The sequence below is a fragment of the Curtobacterium sp. SP.BCp genome (assembly GCF_051903255.1).
Taxonomy (GTDB): Bacteria; Actinomycetota; Actinomycetes; order Actinomycetales; family Microbacteriaceae; genus Curtobacterium.
The window spans coordinates 3,540,481-3,555,322 of the sequence record NZ_CP194338.1 but is presented as its reverse complement, the minus strand read 5'-3'; the positions used below and the strand labels follow the sequence as shown (position 1 = coordinate 3,555,322).

Below are 14,842 nucleotides of genomic sequence, written 5' to 3'. Positions count from 1 at the left end.
CGTCGCGGTCACGTCCACGTCCGGGCCACACCCCAGCCGCCGCCCTCGGGCACGATGTCGACGACGAGGGTCTCGCCGTCCTCCGCGGTCGCCTGGAAGCGCCACCCGACGGTCCGCTCGGGAGCGTGCGTGATCGCCGTCGGCAGCTCCGCCCGCGTGACGGTGAGCCGTGTCGGTGTGTCCGTGACCCGCCAGCGACGGCCCGACCACACCAGCCGATCGGGAACGCCGGCGGTCCACCAGACCGTCGCTGCCGTGTCGATGATCACCACGATGACCTCCTGCTGTTCGAACGTGTGTTCGAATGGTAGGCCACGACCGGCCGCTCGGCAACGGCCCGGTGCGGCGTGCGGACGGACGGCTCCGGGCCGGGGGACGCCGACCTCGGAGCAGCCGCAGCGGCGCTCCGGTAGACGAGACGCATGACGGACGAGCGACACGACGACCACGGATCCGACGACCAGGGACCGGACACAGCGCACCAGGTCCCGGAGGGGGTGTCCGAGGCGACCGTCGAGGCGCTCGGCACGCTGTCCGCGGCGCTCGAGGTCATCGAGCACGCGCGGGGTCTGCTGTACGGCTTCCACCGCCTCACGGGCAAGGCCGACCTCGACCTCGGCGACGCCGTCGAGCAGCTCCGGAAGGCCGGGCACACCGACCTCGCCGACCGCATCGACACCGAGCTCCTCGGGCGCAACGTCATCGCGGGCCGGTGGACCTTCCAGATCATGGAGGACTACGACGACGGCTACTACGCGCTCGCCAAGGAGCTCGAGCAGACCGCCCGTGACCAGCTCGTCGGTGGGAAGCGCCACCTGTTCGAGGCGGGCATGAAGGAGGACCGGCGCACGCAGGGTCGACGCCACCACGAGGCCCGCCCGTCCGACCTGCCGGACTGACACCGCGCCTCCAGGTCGAATCCGCGCGGAAAGCGACAGTCCTCGATGACCAGGTCACCGAGGACTGTCGCTTTCGCGGAAGTGAACGCGCGCGTCAGCCGACGCCGAGCAGCGCCTCCAGCGGCCCGCGCGCGAAGTACAGCAGGAAGCCGAACGCGACGACGTACAGGAGCCACGAGACCTCGCGGCCCCGGCCGGACAGCAGCTTGATGAGCACCCAGCTGATGAAGCCTGCGCCGATGCCGTTCGCGATCGAGTAGGTCAGCGGCATGACGACGATCGTGAGGAACGCCGGCAGCGCCGACCCGAAGTCCGTCCACGAGATGTCCGCCACCTGCGCGACCATGAGCGCGCCGACGACGACGAGCCCGGCGGCGGCGACCTCGAGCGGGACGACCTGCGTCAGCGGCGTGAGGAACATCGACGCCAGGAACAGCACGCCGGTCACGACCGAGGCCATGCCCGTGCGGGCGCCCTCGCCGATGCCGGCCGCGGAGTCGATGAACACCGTGTTCGACGACACCGAGGCGCCACCGCCGGCGATCGCACCGACGCCCTCGACGACGAGCGCCGACTTGAGCCGCGGGAAGGTGCCGTCGGGGTGTGCGACCCCGGCGGCCTTCGCGAGACCGGTCATCGTGCCCATCGCGTCGAAGAAGTTCGTGAAGACGAGGGTGAAGACGAGCATCGACGCGGCGAGCGGGCCGATGCGGCTGAAGGCACCGAAGTCGAAGTGCCCGACGAGCGACAGGTCCGGCACAGCGAACAGCGCCGAGGGCAGGCCCGGGGCGTTGAGGTTCCAGCCGGTCTTCGACTCGACCGAGGTCGGCACCTGGAAGATCGCCTGCAGGATGATCGCGATGATCGTGGTCGCCACGATGCCGATGAGCAGGGCGCCCTTCACGCGGCGGGCCATGAGCGTGCCGATGATGACGAGGCCGATGAGGAACACGATCGTCGGGAGCGCCCCGACCGAGCCGTCCTCGCCGAGCTGCAGCGGGGGCGAGGCCAGCCCGGACGACCGCACGAAGCCGGAGTCGACGAGGCCGATGAAGGCGATGAACAGGCCGATCCCCACCGTGATCGCGGCCTTGAGCTGGGCGGGCACCGCCGTGAAGATCATCGTCCGGATGCCCGTCAACGCGAGGATCACGATGATGACGCCGTTGATGACGACGAGTCCCATCGCCTCGGCCCACGTGACCTGCTTCACGACGCTCACGGCGAGGAACGAGTTGATGCCGAGGCCCGCCGCGATGCCGAACGGGAGGTTCGCGACGACGCCCATCGCGATGGTCATGAGGCCGGCGACGAGACCGGTGGCCGCGGCGACCTGGGCGTTCTCGAGCCAGCCGCCGGTGACGTCCTTCGCGGCCTGGTCGGCGCTGAACCCACCGAGGATCAGCGGGTTGAGGATGACGATGTAGGCCATCGTCACGAAGGAGACGAGACCACCACGGATCTCTCGGGGGATCGTCGACCCGCGGCTCGTGATCGAGAAGTAGCGGTCGAGGCCGGACGCGAAGCGGTTCCGGGGCGGCGTGTCGGTCTGCTGGGCGCTCACCGGACGAGTTTACAGAACGCTGGGAGCGCGGCGCGTCGCGCCGGGAGCGTCGGCCGGGAGGCACGGCTCGCCTCCGCGGGGTACGTCACCTCGGGTGCCCGCTCGCGTTCTGCGGCCAGCGACGGTGTTGGATGAGGACGTGAACGAACGACTGGACCGCGCGCGGATCGAAGCCGCCGTGCGCGAGCTCCTCCTCGCCGTCGGCGACGACCCCGACCGCCCCGAACTCGCCCGCACCCCGGGGCGCGTCGCGGACTCCTACGCGGAGTTCTTCTCCGGCATCGGGACCGACGCCGTCGCGATCGCCCGGGACGGCGTCGTGCACGCCGAGGACGGCGATCGCGGGCAGCTCGTGATCGTCCGCGACGTGAAGTTCCGGTCGATGTGCGAACACCACCTGCTGCCCTTCATCGGCGTCGCGCACCTCGCCTACGCACCCGGCGACCAGCTCATCGGCCTCGGGACGCTCTCGCGCGTGCTCGACGCCGTGGCCTCGCGCCCGCAGCTCCAGGAGCGGCTCGGTGAGCAGGTCGCGGCCACCATCGCCGAGGGCCTCGACGCGACCGGCGTGCTCGTCGTCCTCGACGCCCAGCACCAGTGCGTGACGACGCGCGGTGAACGCCAGACCGGCTCGACCACGGTGACGGTCGCCGCCACCGGGACCCTCGCCACGCCGGCCGGCCGCGCCGAGGCGATCGCCCTCATCGGCGCGGGCGTCGGCGCCGCCGGCGGACCCGCAGCCGGGGCCGACCACGGGACCGACGCATGACGACCGAGCAGCGCGATCCGAGCCTCCGAGCCGTCACGACCGAACCCGGTTGGGTGGTTCCCGACCTGCGCGACCCGGTCCGCACGATCGGCCGCCGCACGTTCGACTTCGAGCACCGCGTCGCCGTCATGGCGATCGTGAACCGCACGCCCGACTCCTTCCACGACCAGGGAGCGACGTTCGCGCTCGACCAGGCCGTGGCCGCCGCCGTCCGTGCCGCCGAGCAGGGCGCCGACTGGGTCGACATCGGCGGCGTGAAGTTCGCGCCGGGGCCGGAACTCTCCGCCGCCGACGAGCTCGACCGGGTCCTGCCGGTGGTGGCCCAGCTCGCGCAGGAGTCCGACGTCGTGATCTCGGTCGACACCTTCCGCCCCGAGGTCGCCGAGGCCACGATCGCCGCCGGTGCCAGCGTCGTCAACGACACGACCGGGTTGTCGGACCCGCGGATGGCCGCCGTCGTCGCCGACTCCGACGCGACGATCGTCATCACGCACTCGACCGCCCCGCCCCGACAGGAGCTGCCCGAGCCGCCGCACTACGACGACATCGGCCGGGAGGTCGTGGACTTCCTGCGCGAACGAGTCGACCGAGCACTCGCCGCGGGCATCCCGGAGTCGCGGATCATCGTCGACCCGGGCCACGACCTCAACAAGAACACCGTGCACACCCTCGAGCTCACGCGTCGGCTGCCCGAGGTGGTGGCGCTCGGGTACCCGGTCCTCGCGGCCGTGTCGAACAAGGACTTCGTGGGGGAGTCGCTCGGGCGGCCCCGGGGGCAGCGGCTGTCGGGCTCGCTGGCCGCCGCCACCGTCAGCGCGATGCTCGGCGCCCGGATCGTCCGGATGCACGACGTCGTCGAGAGCGTCGACGCCATGCGCATGGTCGAGGCGGTCCTCGGCTGGCGCGAACCCGTGGAAGCGAGGCACAACACGTGAACGCCCTGCCCCCGTCCATCGCCGACCACTCCGACGAGGACCTGCTCGCGCTCTACGCCGACGGCGTCCCGGACGGCCCCTGGCTCCGCGTGAACTTCGTCACGACGCTCGACGGGTCGGCCTCGGCCGGCGGTCGGACGGCCGACCTCGGCGGCGACGACGACCTCCGCGTGTTCGACCTCCTGCGCCGTACGGCCGACGTGGTCCTCGTCGCCGCCGGCACCGTCCGCGACGAGGAGTACGGCCCGATGGTCCTGCACGACGCCGACGTCGACTGGCGTCGTGCGCACGGGATGCCGGACCACCCGGTGTTCGCGATCGTCACGGGCTCGGCGGGCCTCGACCCGTCGTCGCGGGTGTTCACCGAGGCGCCGGTGCGCCCGATCGTGCTGACCTCGGCGTCCGGCGCGGCGTCGGAGCGGGGTCGGGCACTCGCGGAGGTCGCGGACGTCGTGGCATGCGGGGACGACTCGGTGGACGTCACCGCCGTCGTGCGGGCGCTGGGCGACCGTGGACTCGAACGCATCCACTGCGAGGGCGGGCCGTCGTTCTTCGGGGCGCTCATCGCGGCGGACCTCGTGGACGAGCTGACCCTGACGGTGGATCCCACGCTCGAGGGCGGGGAGGGGCCGCGGATCGCCACGGCGCCGTCCGGGTCGTCGGCCGCGGCAGGGCTGCGACGCATGCGTCCCGCGCACGTCCTCCTCGGCGCCGACGGGGTGCTCCTGACGCGGTACGTGCGCGCCTGACGCCGCGCCGCGTGTGGCCGAGTCCCGTGGTGGGCGACGCCGCTTGCGCTCTGGAGCGCGGGAAACGTCGCCCACGCCGAGTCTCGGGGCGCGGCTGCCGAGTCTCGTGCGGCCTGCCGCGTCCCGGTGCTGCGCCGGTAGGGTCGGAGGTGTGATCGACGTCGTGGTGTCCGGGGTCCTGTTCGACATGGACGGGACGCTCGTCGACTCGACCGCGGTCGTCGAGGCAGCGTGGACCCGGTTCGGTGAGGAGCACGGGCTCGACCCGGTCGAGATCCTCGGCTTCTCGCACGGTCGCCAGACGATCGACACGATCCAGCGCTTCCTGCCCGACCTGCCCCGGGACGAGCAGCAGGTGATCGTCGACACGATGATCGCCGCGGAGATCGACTACGTCCACGGGATCATCGAGGTCCCCGGCGCCGGCGCGTTCGTCCGGCGCCTCCAGGACCTCGGCGTGCCGGTCGCCCTCGTGACGAGCGCCCCGCGCGAGCTCGCGGTCAAGCGCATGATCGCAGCCGACGTCCCCGTCCCCGACGCCCTCGTGCCGTCGGAGGACGCCGAGCGCAGCAAGCCGCACCCTGAGGGCTACCTCCGCGGCGCCGAGCTGCTGGGGGTGCCGGCCGAGGAGTGCCTCGCGTTCGAGGACGCCCCCGCCGGGGTCGAGGCCGCGCTCGCCTCCGGGGCGACGACGGTCGTCGTGGGCACCCTCGAGGCCGACGTCACCGCCGGCCTGCCGCGCATCGCGGGGTACGACGGACTGACCGTCGAGCCCGAGGGATCCGGTTTCCGCATCCGCGGCTGAGCGGAGCTGTGCGGGGCCTGCCGACTGCGAGCACGCCCAGCGCCGTCCGACGACCGTGGTCCCCAGCGGCCGGAACCACCGGGCCGCGGAAGGAGTGACCATGGCAGCCCTCGACGGCAAGAAGATCCTCGTCATCGCGACGAACTACGGCGTGGAGCAGGACGAGATCGTCGTCCCCACCGAGCAGCTCCGGGAACGCGGCGCGGACGTGACCGTGGCGGCGCAGGAGTCCGGCTCGATCGAGACCCTCGTCGGCGACAAGGACCCGGGGAAGTCGGTGTCCTCCGACACCACCATCGGCAGTGTCAGCGGAGCCGGGGACTACGACGCGCTGGTCGTCCCGGGTGGCACGATCAACGCGGACACCATCCGCCAGGACGCCGACGCGGTCGCGCTGGTGCAGGCGTTCGCCCAGGCCGGCAAGCCCGTCGCGGCGATCTGCCACGGCCCGTGGACCCTCATCGAAGCCGGCGTCGTCTCGGGGAAGACGATCACGTCGTTCCCGTCGCTGCAGACCGACGTCCGGAACGCCGGCGGCGAGTGGGTCGACCAGGAGGTCCAGGTCGACGGTGGCCTCATCACGTCCCGCAACCCGGACGACCTGCCGGCGTTCGTCGACGCCATCGAGCACGCCCTCACGGCGTAGGCCGGCTGGGGTCCGCCCCCGTCGCCTCACGGCAGGGGCGCGACCCCCAGCGGGACGGGCGCGGCGGTCCACAGCGTCGCGGGTCCGACGGAGAGCACCCCGTCGGACTCCGGGTCACACCGGACCCCCGCCCGACCCCGCATCGCCCGGAACGCCCCCGGCGCCACCTCGTGGTCCATCCACGCGCACGGGTTCGCCGGCCGGTACCCGCGGAACCGCACGACCCCCTGGCCGGAGTCGAGCGCGAACGGCTGTCCGCGGAGCGCCTCGACGTCGGCACCGCGGAGGAACACGTTCCGCCGGGTCGCCACCGGATCGACGTCGGCGCCGAGGGAACGCGCCACCTCGCCCAGGCCCTCGAGCCCCACCACCGTGACGCTCGCGTGCACGTGGGCCCGCGCGGCGAAGTAGCGGTCGCCGACGATGCCGAGCCCCGTCCGCAGCTCGACGCGGTCCCGCAGCTCGGGCGTCGACGGATCGGCCGGCAGCGCGCCGTCGGCCGGGCGACCCTCGTACCGGTGCCGGGGTGACGCGAGCAGGAGCGCGACCACGACGTCGGTCCGGCAGGGCAGCCCGTCGGGCGCGACCAGGTCGTCGGCGGATGTCATGCGGCCAACGCTAGCCGTGCCTCCCGGCCGTCACTGTCGTGTCCGATTCCCGCCAGTCGATGTCGGTGAGCCGTGCGACGCTGGACCCATGTCCACCACCGCAGCCGACACGCTGCACGCCGAGCGGTACCGCGCCGTCGCCTCGCGCGACGCGCGGTTCGACGGCCAGTTCGTCACCGCCGTGCACTCCACCGGCATCTACTGCCGCCCGTCGTGCCCCGCACGCACGCCGCGCGAGACCGGCGTCACGTTCTTCCGGACCAGCGCCGCCGCACACCTCGCGGGCTTCCGCGCCTGCAAGCGCTGCCTGCCCGAGGCGACCCCCGGCAGCCCCGAGTGGGACCTCCGCGAGGACGTCGCCGGCCGAGCCATGCGCCTCGTCCTCGACGGCGTCGTCGAGCGCGAGGGCGTGCCCGGCCTCGCGGCCCGCGTCGGCTACTCCGAGCGGCAGCTCGGCCGCATCATGACCGCCGAGCTCGGCGCCGGGCCGAAGGCGCTCAGCCGCGCGCACCGGGCGCAGACCGCCCGGACGCTCCTCACCTCGTCGGACCTCCCGATCGCCGACGTCGCGTTCGCAGCAGGCTTCGCGAGCGTCCGCCAGTTCAACGACACCGTGCGCGAGGTCTTCGCCGTCACACCGTCCGAACTCCGCGCCCGGCGCACCCTCCGACCGGTCGCCGACGGCACGCTGCACGTCCACCTGCCGGCCCGCGCGCCGTTCGACGTGCAGGGACTCCTCGAGTGGCACGCGCTGCACGCGCTGCCCGGCGCCGAGCAGGTGGACGTGGACCCCGACGGTCGGGTCACCGCGTACGGGCGGCTGGTCACACTGCCGGGAGGCACGGGCTGGTTCCGCGCGACGGCCGCCGCCGGGCGGGCGGTCGGCATCGACCTGCAGGTGCGGGTCGAGGACCTGTCGGACCTCCCCACGCTGGTCGCGCGCGTGCGCGCGCTGTTCGACCTCGACGCCGACCCCACCGCGGTCGACTCGGTCCTCGCCACCCTCCCCGAGCTCGCGCCGGCGGTGGAACGGGTACCCGGCATCCGGCTCCCCGGCACCGTGGACGCGCACGAGGTCCTGATCCGCACGCTCATCGGGCAGCAGGTCTCGGTCGCGGCGGCGCGCACGGCGCAGACCCGGCTCGTCGCTGCCCTCGGAGAACCGGCGCCGGAGTCGGTGCTCCCCGGCGGGCGGCTCTTCCCCACGGCGGACGTGGTCGCCGAGCGCGGCGGGACGGTGCTCCGCGGCCCCGGTGCCCGGGTGCAGACGATCCTCCGCGTCGCCGCCGCGCTCGCCGACGGGTCGCTCGTGGTCGACGCCGGGCAGTCGGTGCACGAGCTGCGCGCCGGACTCCTCGCCGTGAAGGGCATCGGGCCGTGGACGGCGGACTACGTGGCACTCCGCGTACGCCACCACCCCGACGTGTTCCTGCACAGCGACCTCGCGGTGCGGAACGGTGCACAGGAACTCGGGTTGCCCGGTGCCGTGCGCGAGCTCTCCCTACGGTCGGAGCAGGTAGCGCCGTGGCGGAGCTACCTGACGATGCACTGCTGGCGACCGATCGTCGACCGCGCGATGGCGACGGCCGGCGTCAGCCACATGACGACCGCGGCTGCTGCCGCCCGGAAGGACGAACGATGACCGACGCGACCATCCAGACGCTGGACACCCCAGACGGTCCCTTCACCGTGCTCGAGGACCCCGAGGGGCGGGTCCTCGCCTCGGGCTGGACCGACTCCGTCGAGCGGATCCTCGGCCGACTCGCCGAGCGGAACCGGCCCGAGCGGGTGGTCGACGGGCGGGTCGCCTCCGCCGAGGCCGTCGACGCCTTCTACGCGGGCGAGGTCGAGCACGCGATGCAGGTGCCGGTCCGGCAGTCCGGCACCGAGCTCTTCACCGAGGGGTGGCGGCAGCTCCGGCTCATCCCGGCCGGCGTGGTCCTCACCTACCGGGAGTTCGCCGCGGCGGTGGGGCGGCCCGATGCCGTGCGCGCCGCCGCGAGCGTCTGCGCGCGGAACGCCCCGGCGCTCTTCGTGCCGTGCCACCGGGTGCTCCGGAGCGACGGGACCCTCGGCGGGTTCGCGTGGGGGCTCGACGTCAAGCGGTCCCTGCTCGAGCGCGAGTCCGTCGGGACGACGGCGCTCGTCTGAGAGCTGCACCGCGCCGTCCTCCCCCTGGTTGCGGGTGTTGGCGCGCGCTCGCGGCCCTGCCATGCTCGACAGGACCTCACGCACGGTCCGTCCCGAGGACCCGGCGAACCGCCGTCGCACGACCCTCGAGGACCGCATGCACCCACACGCTCCCCCGCCCGCCGTCGACCGCACGGTCCGCTCCGCCGACGGCACCGAGCTCGCCGTGACCGAGACCGGCACCGGGCCCTCGCTCGTGGTGGTCGGCGGTGCGTTCGACCACCGGGGCACGCCCTACCTCGAACGACTCGTCGCGGCGCTCGCCGACCGGTACCGCGTCGTCACCTACGACCGCCGCGGCCGGGGCGCTTCGGGGGACACCGAGCCGTGGGCGATCGAACGCGAGGTCGAGGACCTGGCCGCCGTCGTGGAGTCGGTGCCCGGTCCCGTCGCGGCCTTCGGTGCCTGCGTGGGCGCGGGGGTGCTGCTGCACGGGCTCGCGGCCGGCGTCCCGATCACCCGCGCGGTCCTCTTCGAGCCGCCGTTCCGGGCGAGCATCGAGCACCACGTGGACGACGTCGTGTTCGCGGACCTGCTCGACGAGCACGTCGGGGTGGGTCGGCGGTCCCAGACGGTCCGAGCGTTCCTCGCGCACGTCCTCGGCGTCCCGATGGGGCAGGTCGCACTGCTCCGGCTCCGACCGGCGGTGTGGTCGGCCCTGCTCGGCGACGCGCACGTGCTGCCGCGCGACGTCCGGGTGCTCAACGGCCTCGTCATCCCCGAGCGCGTCGCCGCGGCGGTCGGGGTGCCGGTGCTCGTCGCCTCCGGGGACGCCGGACCGGAGTTCATGGGGCAGGCAGCACGGGCGCTCGCCGAGGCGATCCCGGGGGCGGTGCACGTCCAGCTCGCCGGGCAGTGGCACCGGCCGGAGCCCGCGGTGGTCCGGCGGACGGTCGACCGGTTCGTGGGGAGTGCGCAGGCTGCGAAGACGGACGGGTGACCGCACCCCGTCCTCCGGGGGTCCAGTACTCCTGCGAAGATGGACGGGTGACCGCACCCCGTCCTCCGGGGTCCAGTACTCCTGCGAAGATGGACGGGTGAGCGCACCCCGTCCTCCGGGGTCCAGTACTCCTGCGAAGATGGACGGGTGAGCGCACCCCGTCCTCCGGGGTCCAGTACTCCTGCGAAGATGGACGGGTGACCGCACCCCGTCTCGGACTCCTGCTCGACGTCGACGGCCCCATCGCCAGCCCGGTGACCCGGACCATCGCGATCCCGAGCATCGTCGAGGACCTCGTCGCCCTCGCCGCCGAAGGCATCCCGATCGTCTTCAACACCGGCCGGAGCGACGCCTTCATCCGCGCCGAGGTCGTGGCGCCGCTGCTCGCCGGCGGCCTGACCGAGGACACCCGCGTGCACGCCGTCTGCGAGAAGGGCGCCGTCTGGTGCTCGATCGGCCCGCAGTACGAGGGCGGGATGGGCGAGCTCACGGTGGCCGACGACCTCGCGCTGCCGAGCGACTACGCGGACGAGATGCGCGAGCTGGTCCGGACCGAGTACGCCGACCTGGTCTTCTTCGACGAGACGAAGCGCGCGATGGTGTCGATCGAGCAGCGCGTCGAGGTGCCGAACGCCACGTACCTCGCGCGCCAGGCCGAGTTCGACGCGCAGGCGATGGCCGCGCTCGTGCGTCGCGGGCTCGGCGTCCGTCGGCTCGACGACGTCCGACCGGCGGCCGACGGCAGCGTCGCGTGGCGGGTCGACCCGACGATCATCTCGACCGACGTCGAATCGGACCGGAGCGGCAAGGACCTCGGTGCCGAGCGATCCCTGGAGCTCCTCGCGGCCGACGGCGAGCTGCCGATCGCGTGGCGGACGATGGGCGACTCCCGGAGCGACTACGCGATGGCGGACTGGCTGCACGCGAACGGCCACGACGTCGCGCACGTGGACGTCCGTCCGGCCGACGGGGTGCCGGCGACGCCGTACCCGGTGCTCACCGCTCCCGATGGCGTCATCCACGACGAGGCCGGCGCCCGCTTCCTGCGCGACTGGACCCGCGCGGCCTGACCGGACCCGCGCCGCCTGACCGGACCGCCGCCGGCCGGTGGCTGCGCACCGGAGCCGACCCGTGCCTCCCGGCTGCCATCGCGACCGCCGCGACGCGAGCCGCCGCGAGCCCGCCGGCCCGAACCGTTCCGCCACGGAAGGACCGTCCGGACAGACGCTTTGCGTGCCGGGGTGGTACACCAGTACCCTCACGGGGTCCGCCGCCCAGCCGATGACGGGAACCACCCCATGGCAACACCGCTCCGTGTCAAGTCGATCGAGGCCTCCCTCGCCGACTCCGAAGAGCAGGGACGCTCGCTGAAGCGGTCCCTCAAGACGTTCGACATCGCCGCGATGGGCATCGCGGTCGCGGTCGGCGCCGGCATCTTCTCGGTGGGCGCGAACGCCGCCGCGAACTTCGCCGGGCCGAGCGTCATCGTGTCGTTCATCCTCGCCGCCGTCACGTGTGGTCTGGCGATCATGTGCTACGCCGAGTTCGCCTCGACGATCCCCGTCGCCGGCTCCGCGTACACGTTCACCTACGCCACGATGGGCGAGCTGCTCGCCTGGATCGTCGGGTGGGACCTCATCCTCGAGACCCTGACGGCCAGCGCCGTGATCGCGAAGTACTGGGGCATCTACCTCAGCACCGCGTTCGACGTCTTCGGGGTGAAGCTGCCCGACTCGATCGCCATCGGTCCGATCGGCTTCGCGTGGGGGCCGGTCCTCATCGTCGCGGTCTTCACCGTGCTGCTGGCCTTCGGCACGCGGCTGTCGTCGCGCGTCTCCGCGGTCATCACGATCGTCAAGGTCGCCATCGTGGTGTTCGTCATCGTCGCGGGCGCGTTCTTCGTCAAGGCCGCCAACTTCACGCCGTTCGTGCCGCCGGCCGCGCCGTCGAAGGGTGCCGACGGCAGCTTCTGGACGCAGTCCCTCGTGTCCTGGGCGACCGGCTCGGCCCCGGCGCAGTACGGCGTGTTCGGCCTGCTCGCCGCGGCGTCCCTCGTGTTCTTCGCGTTCATCGGCTTCGACGTCGTCGCCACGAGCGCCGAGGAGACCGAGAACCCGCAGAAGACCCTGCCCCGTGGCATCTTCCTCGGGCTCGGCATCGTGACCGTCCTGTACGTCGCCGTGTCCGTCGTCATCACCGGCATGGTGTCGTACCAGCGGCTCGCGCAGGAGGACTCGCCGTCGCTCGCCTCGGCGTTCTCGATCGTCGGGCTGCCCTGGGCCGCGGGGATCATCGCGATCGGCTCGCTCGTCGGCCTGACCACGGTCGTGATGGTGCTGCTCCTCGGCCTGTCCCGCATCGTGTTCTCGATGAGCCGCGACGGCCTGCTCCCGCGCTGGTTCTCGCAGACGAACCCGAAGACGCAGACCCCGGTCCGCGTCCAGGTGGTCGCCGGTGTCGTCGTCGCGGTGCTCGCCGGCTTCTTCCCGGTCGAGAAGCTCGAGGGCATGATCAACATCGGCACACTGTCGGCGTTCGTCCTCGTGTCGATCGGCATCGTCGTGCTGCGTCGGTCGCGGCCGGATGCTCCCCGTGCCTTCCGGGTGCCGTGGTCGCCGGTGCTGCCGATCCTGTCCGCGGTGCTGTGCTTCTGGCTGATGCTCAACCTCGAGGTCGAGACCTGGCTGCGATTCGTGATCTGGCTCGCGATCGGCTTCGCGATCTACTTCGGGTACAGCCGCCGCCACAGCCGGGTCGGGCAGCGTCTGCGGTAACGCGCTCCCTCCCGAACCACGGAAGCGACATCGAACCACTCCGCCGGAGTGGTTCGATGTCGCTTCCTCGGTTCCGAGCGGCTCGCGGCAGGGCCGCGCGCTACGCGCCGACGACGAGCGCGATGCCGAAGCCGAGCATCACGACGGCGACCAGGCCGTCGAACACCCGCCACGTGAGCGGCTTCGCGAACAACGGTCGGAGCAGCCGTCCGCCGAACCCCACCGCGGCGAACCACACGCAGCTCGCGAGGACCGCCCCCACCGTCCACGGCCACCGCTCGACGGCGCCCTGCTGGTTCGCCACGGACCCGAGGAACACCAGCGTGTCCAGGTACACGTGCGGGTTCGCCCACGTGAAGACGAGCATGGTCGCCACCGCCCCGCGCACGGTCGGCACCCGGCCTGGAGGCACGGTGCGCGTCGTCCGCGCCGCCAGCGCGGGTGCGCCGGGCGCGACGGCCACCGCGCCGTCGCGCCCGCCCGTGGACTCCGCGCTCCGGCGTGACGCGGCGCGGAGTCCCCGGGACGGCGCGACCTCGGCGACGTCCGGTGCGGGCACCGCGACGCCGTCGTCCGCTGCCGCGTCGTCGAGCCGCAGGGCGTCGCCCGAGGGGCGGAGGGCGCGACGCGCCGCGAGCACGCCGTAGGTCACGAGGAACGCCGCCCCGACGAAGCGTACGACGACGAGCGCGACCGGGAACCGCTCCACGACCGCGCCGACCCCGAGCACCCCCGCCACGATGAGGACGGCATCGGACAGGGCGCAGACGACCACGGCGGCGGTCACCACCTGGAGGCCCGCGGACACCGCGAGGCGCAGCAGGTACGTGTTCTGCACGCCGATCGCCACGATCAGCGCGAGTCCGGTGCCGAGGCCGGCGAACAGGGGGAGGAGCACGTCTCCGACCGTAGGACAGACGGCGGATGAAGCCCAGTTCACCTTCCTGCTGCACCGTAAGCTCTGCTGCATGGCACGGTTCCAGCGCGAGCACCTCGAGACCCTGCTGGCCGTCGTCGACCACGGCACCCTCGACGCCGCCGCCCGCGCGCTGTCGATCACGCCGTCGGCGGTGTCGCAGCGTCTCAAGGCGATGGAGCAGCAGGCGGGCCGGGTCCTCGTGCGCCGAACCGTCCCGGTGGTGCCGACCGCCGCCGGCGAGGTCGTCCTCCGGCACGCTCGCCAGGCCAGACTGCTCGACGAGGAGACCGCGCGCGCCCTCGACGGCGACACCGGCTCCGTGCCGTCGATCCCGCTCGCCGTCAACGCCGACTCCCTCGGCACCTGGTTCCTCGACGCGCTCGCACGGGTCCGTGCCGACACCGAGGTGGTGTTCGACCTGCACCGCGAGGACCAGGACCGGACGGCGGAACTGCTGCGCGCGGGCACCGTCATGGCCGCGGTGACCGCCGAGGCCGATCCCGTCCAGGGGTGCTCGTCGGTCGCCCTGGGCATCGACCGGTACCGCGCCGTCGCCGCGCCCGCGTTCGTCGAGCGGTACCTCGCCGACCTCGACCTGCGGGCCGCGAGCGAGCGGCGGGTGCTCGACCGCCTCGACGGGGTGCCGCTCGTCGACTACGACCGCGACGACGACCTGCAGCAGGGCTACCTCCGCACGGTGCTCGGGCACGCGCCGCACGGCCCACGGCACTTCGTCCCGACGTCGGCCGACTTCGCCCGGGCGGTCGGCCTCGGCTTCGGGTGGGGGCTCCTCCCCGAGGCGCAGTGCACGGCGCTCCTGGCCCGCGGCGAGCTCGTCGAACTCGTCCCCGGGCGGCACGCGGACGTCGCGCTCTGGTGGCAGCGGTGGAACCTGGCGTCGCCGCTGCTCGAACGGGTGACGGCAGCGGTCCGGGCGACCGCGGCCGAACGGCTGCACCCGCCCCACTGACGGCCGCTGCGGGGGCGACCGCGCATCGTGCCGGGACTCCGTGATCCGTTCCGCGCGGCGGCGGTCACTGCGCG

At 73.1% G+C, this 14,842-nt stretch carries 16 protein-coding genes; 12 read left to right on the top strand and 4 right to left on the bottom strand.

Annotation, left to right across the window (positions count from 1 at the left end; genetic code table 11):
- Positions 1-8: 8 nt before the first annotated feature.
- The gene (locus tag ACRQ4C_RS17020; protein WP_290133498.1) at positions 9-272 is read right to left on the bottom strand and encodes a hypothetical protein; all 264 of its coding nucleotides are present in this window, start codon (positions 270-272) and stop codon (positions 9-11) included.
- Between the two features lie 150 nt (positions 273-422).
- On the opposite strand from ACRQ4C_RS17020, the gene ACRQ4C_RS17015 reads away from it, so the two are divergent.
- The gene (locus tag ACRQ4C_RS17015; protein WP_439689512.1) at positions 423-899 is read left to right on the top strand and encodes a hypothetical protein; all 477 of its coding nucleotides are present in this window, start codon (positions 423-425) and stop codon (positions 897-899) included.
- Between the two features lie 94 nt (positions 900-993).
- Here ACRQ4C_RS17015 and ACRQ4C_RS17010 read toward each other — a convergent pair whose 3' ends face one another.
- Positions 994-2,463 carry an NCS2 family permease gene (locus ACRQ4C_RS17010; protein ID WP_290133500.1) on the bottom strand — a complete coding sequence of 490 codons (1,470 nt, stop codon included), beginning with the start codon at positions 2,461-2,463 and terminating at the stop codon, positions 994-996.
- Between the two features lie 139 nt (positions 2,464-2,602).
- Here ACRQ4C_RS17010 and folE point away from each other — a divergent pair, with 139 nt between their 5' ends.
- From folE to ACRQ4C_RS16985, 5 genes are all read left to right on the top strand, one after another.
- Positions 2,603-3,232 carry a GTP cyclohydrolase I gene (gene folE, locus ACRQ4C_RS17005; protein ID WP_400412032.1) on the top strand — a complete coding sequence of 210 codons (630 nt, stop codon included), beginning with the start codon at positions 2,603-2,605 and terminating at the stop codon, positions 3,230-3,232.
- Positions 3,229-4,167 (top strand): dihydropteroate synthase, encoded by a 939-nt coding sequence (gene folP, locus ACRQ4C_RS17000; RefSeq protein ID WP_439689511.1) that lies wholly within the window; start codon positions 3,229-3,231, stop codon positions 4,165-4,167. Before folE ends, folP begins: the two co-directional genes overlap by 4 nt.
- Positions 4,164-4,916 carry a pyrimidine reductase family protein gene (locus tag ACRQ4C_RS16995; protein ID WP_439689510.1) on the top strand — a complete coding sequence of 251 codons (753 nt, stop codon included), beginning with the start codon at positions 4,164-4,166 and terminating at the stop codon, positions 4,914-4,916. The genes folP and ACRQ4C_RS16995 overlap by 4 nt, the downstream gene beginning before the upstream one ends.
- Before the next feature lie 151 nt (positions 4,917-5,067).
- Positions 5,068-5,721, top strand: coding sequence for an HAD-IA family hydrolase (locus ACRQ4C_RS16990; protein WP_439689509.1), 654 nt, complete (start codon positions 5,068-5,070; stop codon positions 5,719-5,721).
- 100 nt (positions 5,722-5,821) lie between these two features.
- Positions 5,822-6,367 carry a type 1 glutamine amidotransferase domain-containing protein gene (locus ACRQ4C_RS16985; RefSeq protein ID WP_439689508.1) on the top strand — a complete coding sequence of 182 codons (546 nt, stop codon included), beginning with the start codon at positions 5,822-5,824 and terminating at the stop codon, positions 6,365-6,367.
- 26 nt (positions 6,368-6,393) lie between these two features.
- Here the strand turns inward: ACRQ4C_RS16985 and ACRQ4C_RS16980 are convergent, their stop codons facing one another.
- Entirely contained in the window at positions 6,394-6,975 is a 582-nt protein-coding gene (locus tag ACRQ4C_RS16980; protein WP_439689507.1) for a molybdenum cofactor biosysynthesis protein, read from the bottom strand.
- 88 nt (positions 6,976-7,063) lie between these two features.
- Here ACRQ4C_RS16980 and ACRQ4C_RS16975 point away from each other — a divergent pair, with 88 nt between their 5' ends.
- From ACRQ4C_RS16975 to ACRQ4C_RS16955, 5 genes are all read left to right on the top strand, one after another.
- Positions 7,064-8,617, top strand: coding sequence for an AlkA N-terminal domain-containing protein (locus ACRQ4C_RS16975; RefSeq protein ID WP_290133507.1), 1,554 nt, complete (start codon positions 7,064-7,066; stop codon positions 8,615-8,617).
- Positions 8,614-9,126, top strand: coding sequence for a methylated-DNA--[protein]-cysteine S-methyltransferase (locus ACRQ4C_RS16970; RefSeq protein ID WP_439689506.1), 513 nt, complete (start codon positions 8,614-8,616; stop codon positions 9,124-9,126). Before ACRQ4C_RS16975 ends, ACRQ4C_RS16970 begins: the two co-directional genes overlap by 4 nt.
- A gap of 61 nt (positions 9,127-9,187) precedes the next feature.
- Complete coding sequence (locus tag ACRQ4C_RS16965; RefSeq protein WP_439689505.1) at positions 9,188-10,105, top strand: alpha/beta fold hydrolase; 918 nt, start codon at positions 9,188-9,190, stop codon at positions 10,103-10,105.
- A gap of 197 nt (positions 10,106-10,302) precedes the next feature.
- Complete coding sequence (locus ACRQ4C_RS16960) at positions 10,303-11,175, top strand: hypothetical protein (RefSeq protein ID WP_290133510.1); 873 nt, start codon at positions 10,303-10,305, stop codon at positions 11,173-11,175.
- A 228-nt stretch (positions 11,176-11,403) separates the two neighbouring features.
- A complete protein-coding gene (locus ACRQ4C_RS16955; RefSeq protein WP_439689504.1) occupies positions 11,404-12,879 on the top strand; it encodes an APC family permease in 1,476 nt (491 codons plus the stop codon).
- A 100-nt stretch (positions 12,880-12,979) separates the two neighbouring features.
- On the opposite strand, the gene ACRQ4C_RS16950 is transcribed toward ACRQ4C_RS16955, so the two are convergent.
- On the bottom strand, positions 12,980-13,777 hold the full coding sequence (locus ACRQ4C_RS16950; RefSeq protein ID WP_439689503.1) for a LysE/ArgO family amino acid transporter: 798 nt from the start codon (positions 13,775-13,777) through the stop codon (positions 12,980-12,982).
- 70 nt (positions 13,778-13,847) lie between these two features.
- On the opposite strand from ACRQ4C_RS16950, the gene ACRQ4C_RS16945 reads away from it, so the two are divergent.
- On the top strand, positions 13,848-14,768 hold the full coding sequence (locus ACRQ4C_RS16945) for a LysR family transcriptional regulator ArgP (protein WP_439689502.1): 921 nt from the start codon (positions 13,848-13,850) through the stop codon (positions 14,766-14,768).
- Positions 14,769-14,842 lie beyond the last annotated feature (74 nt).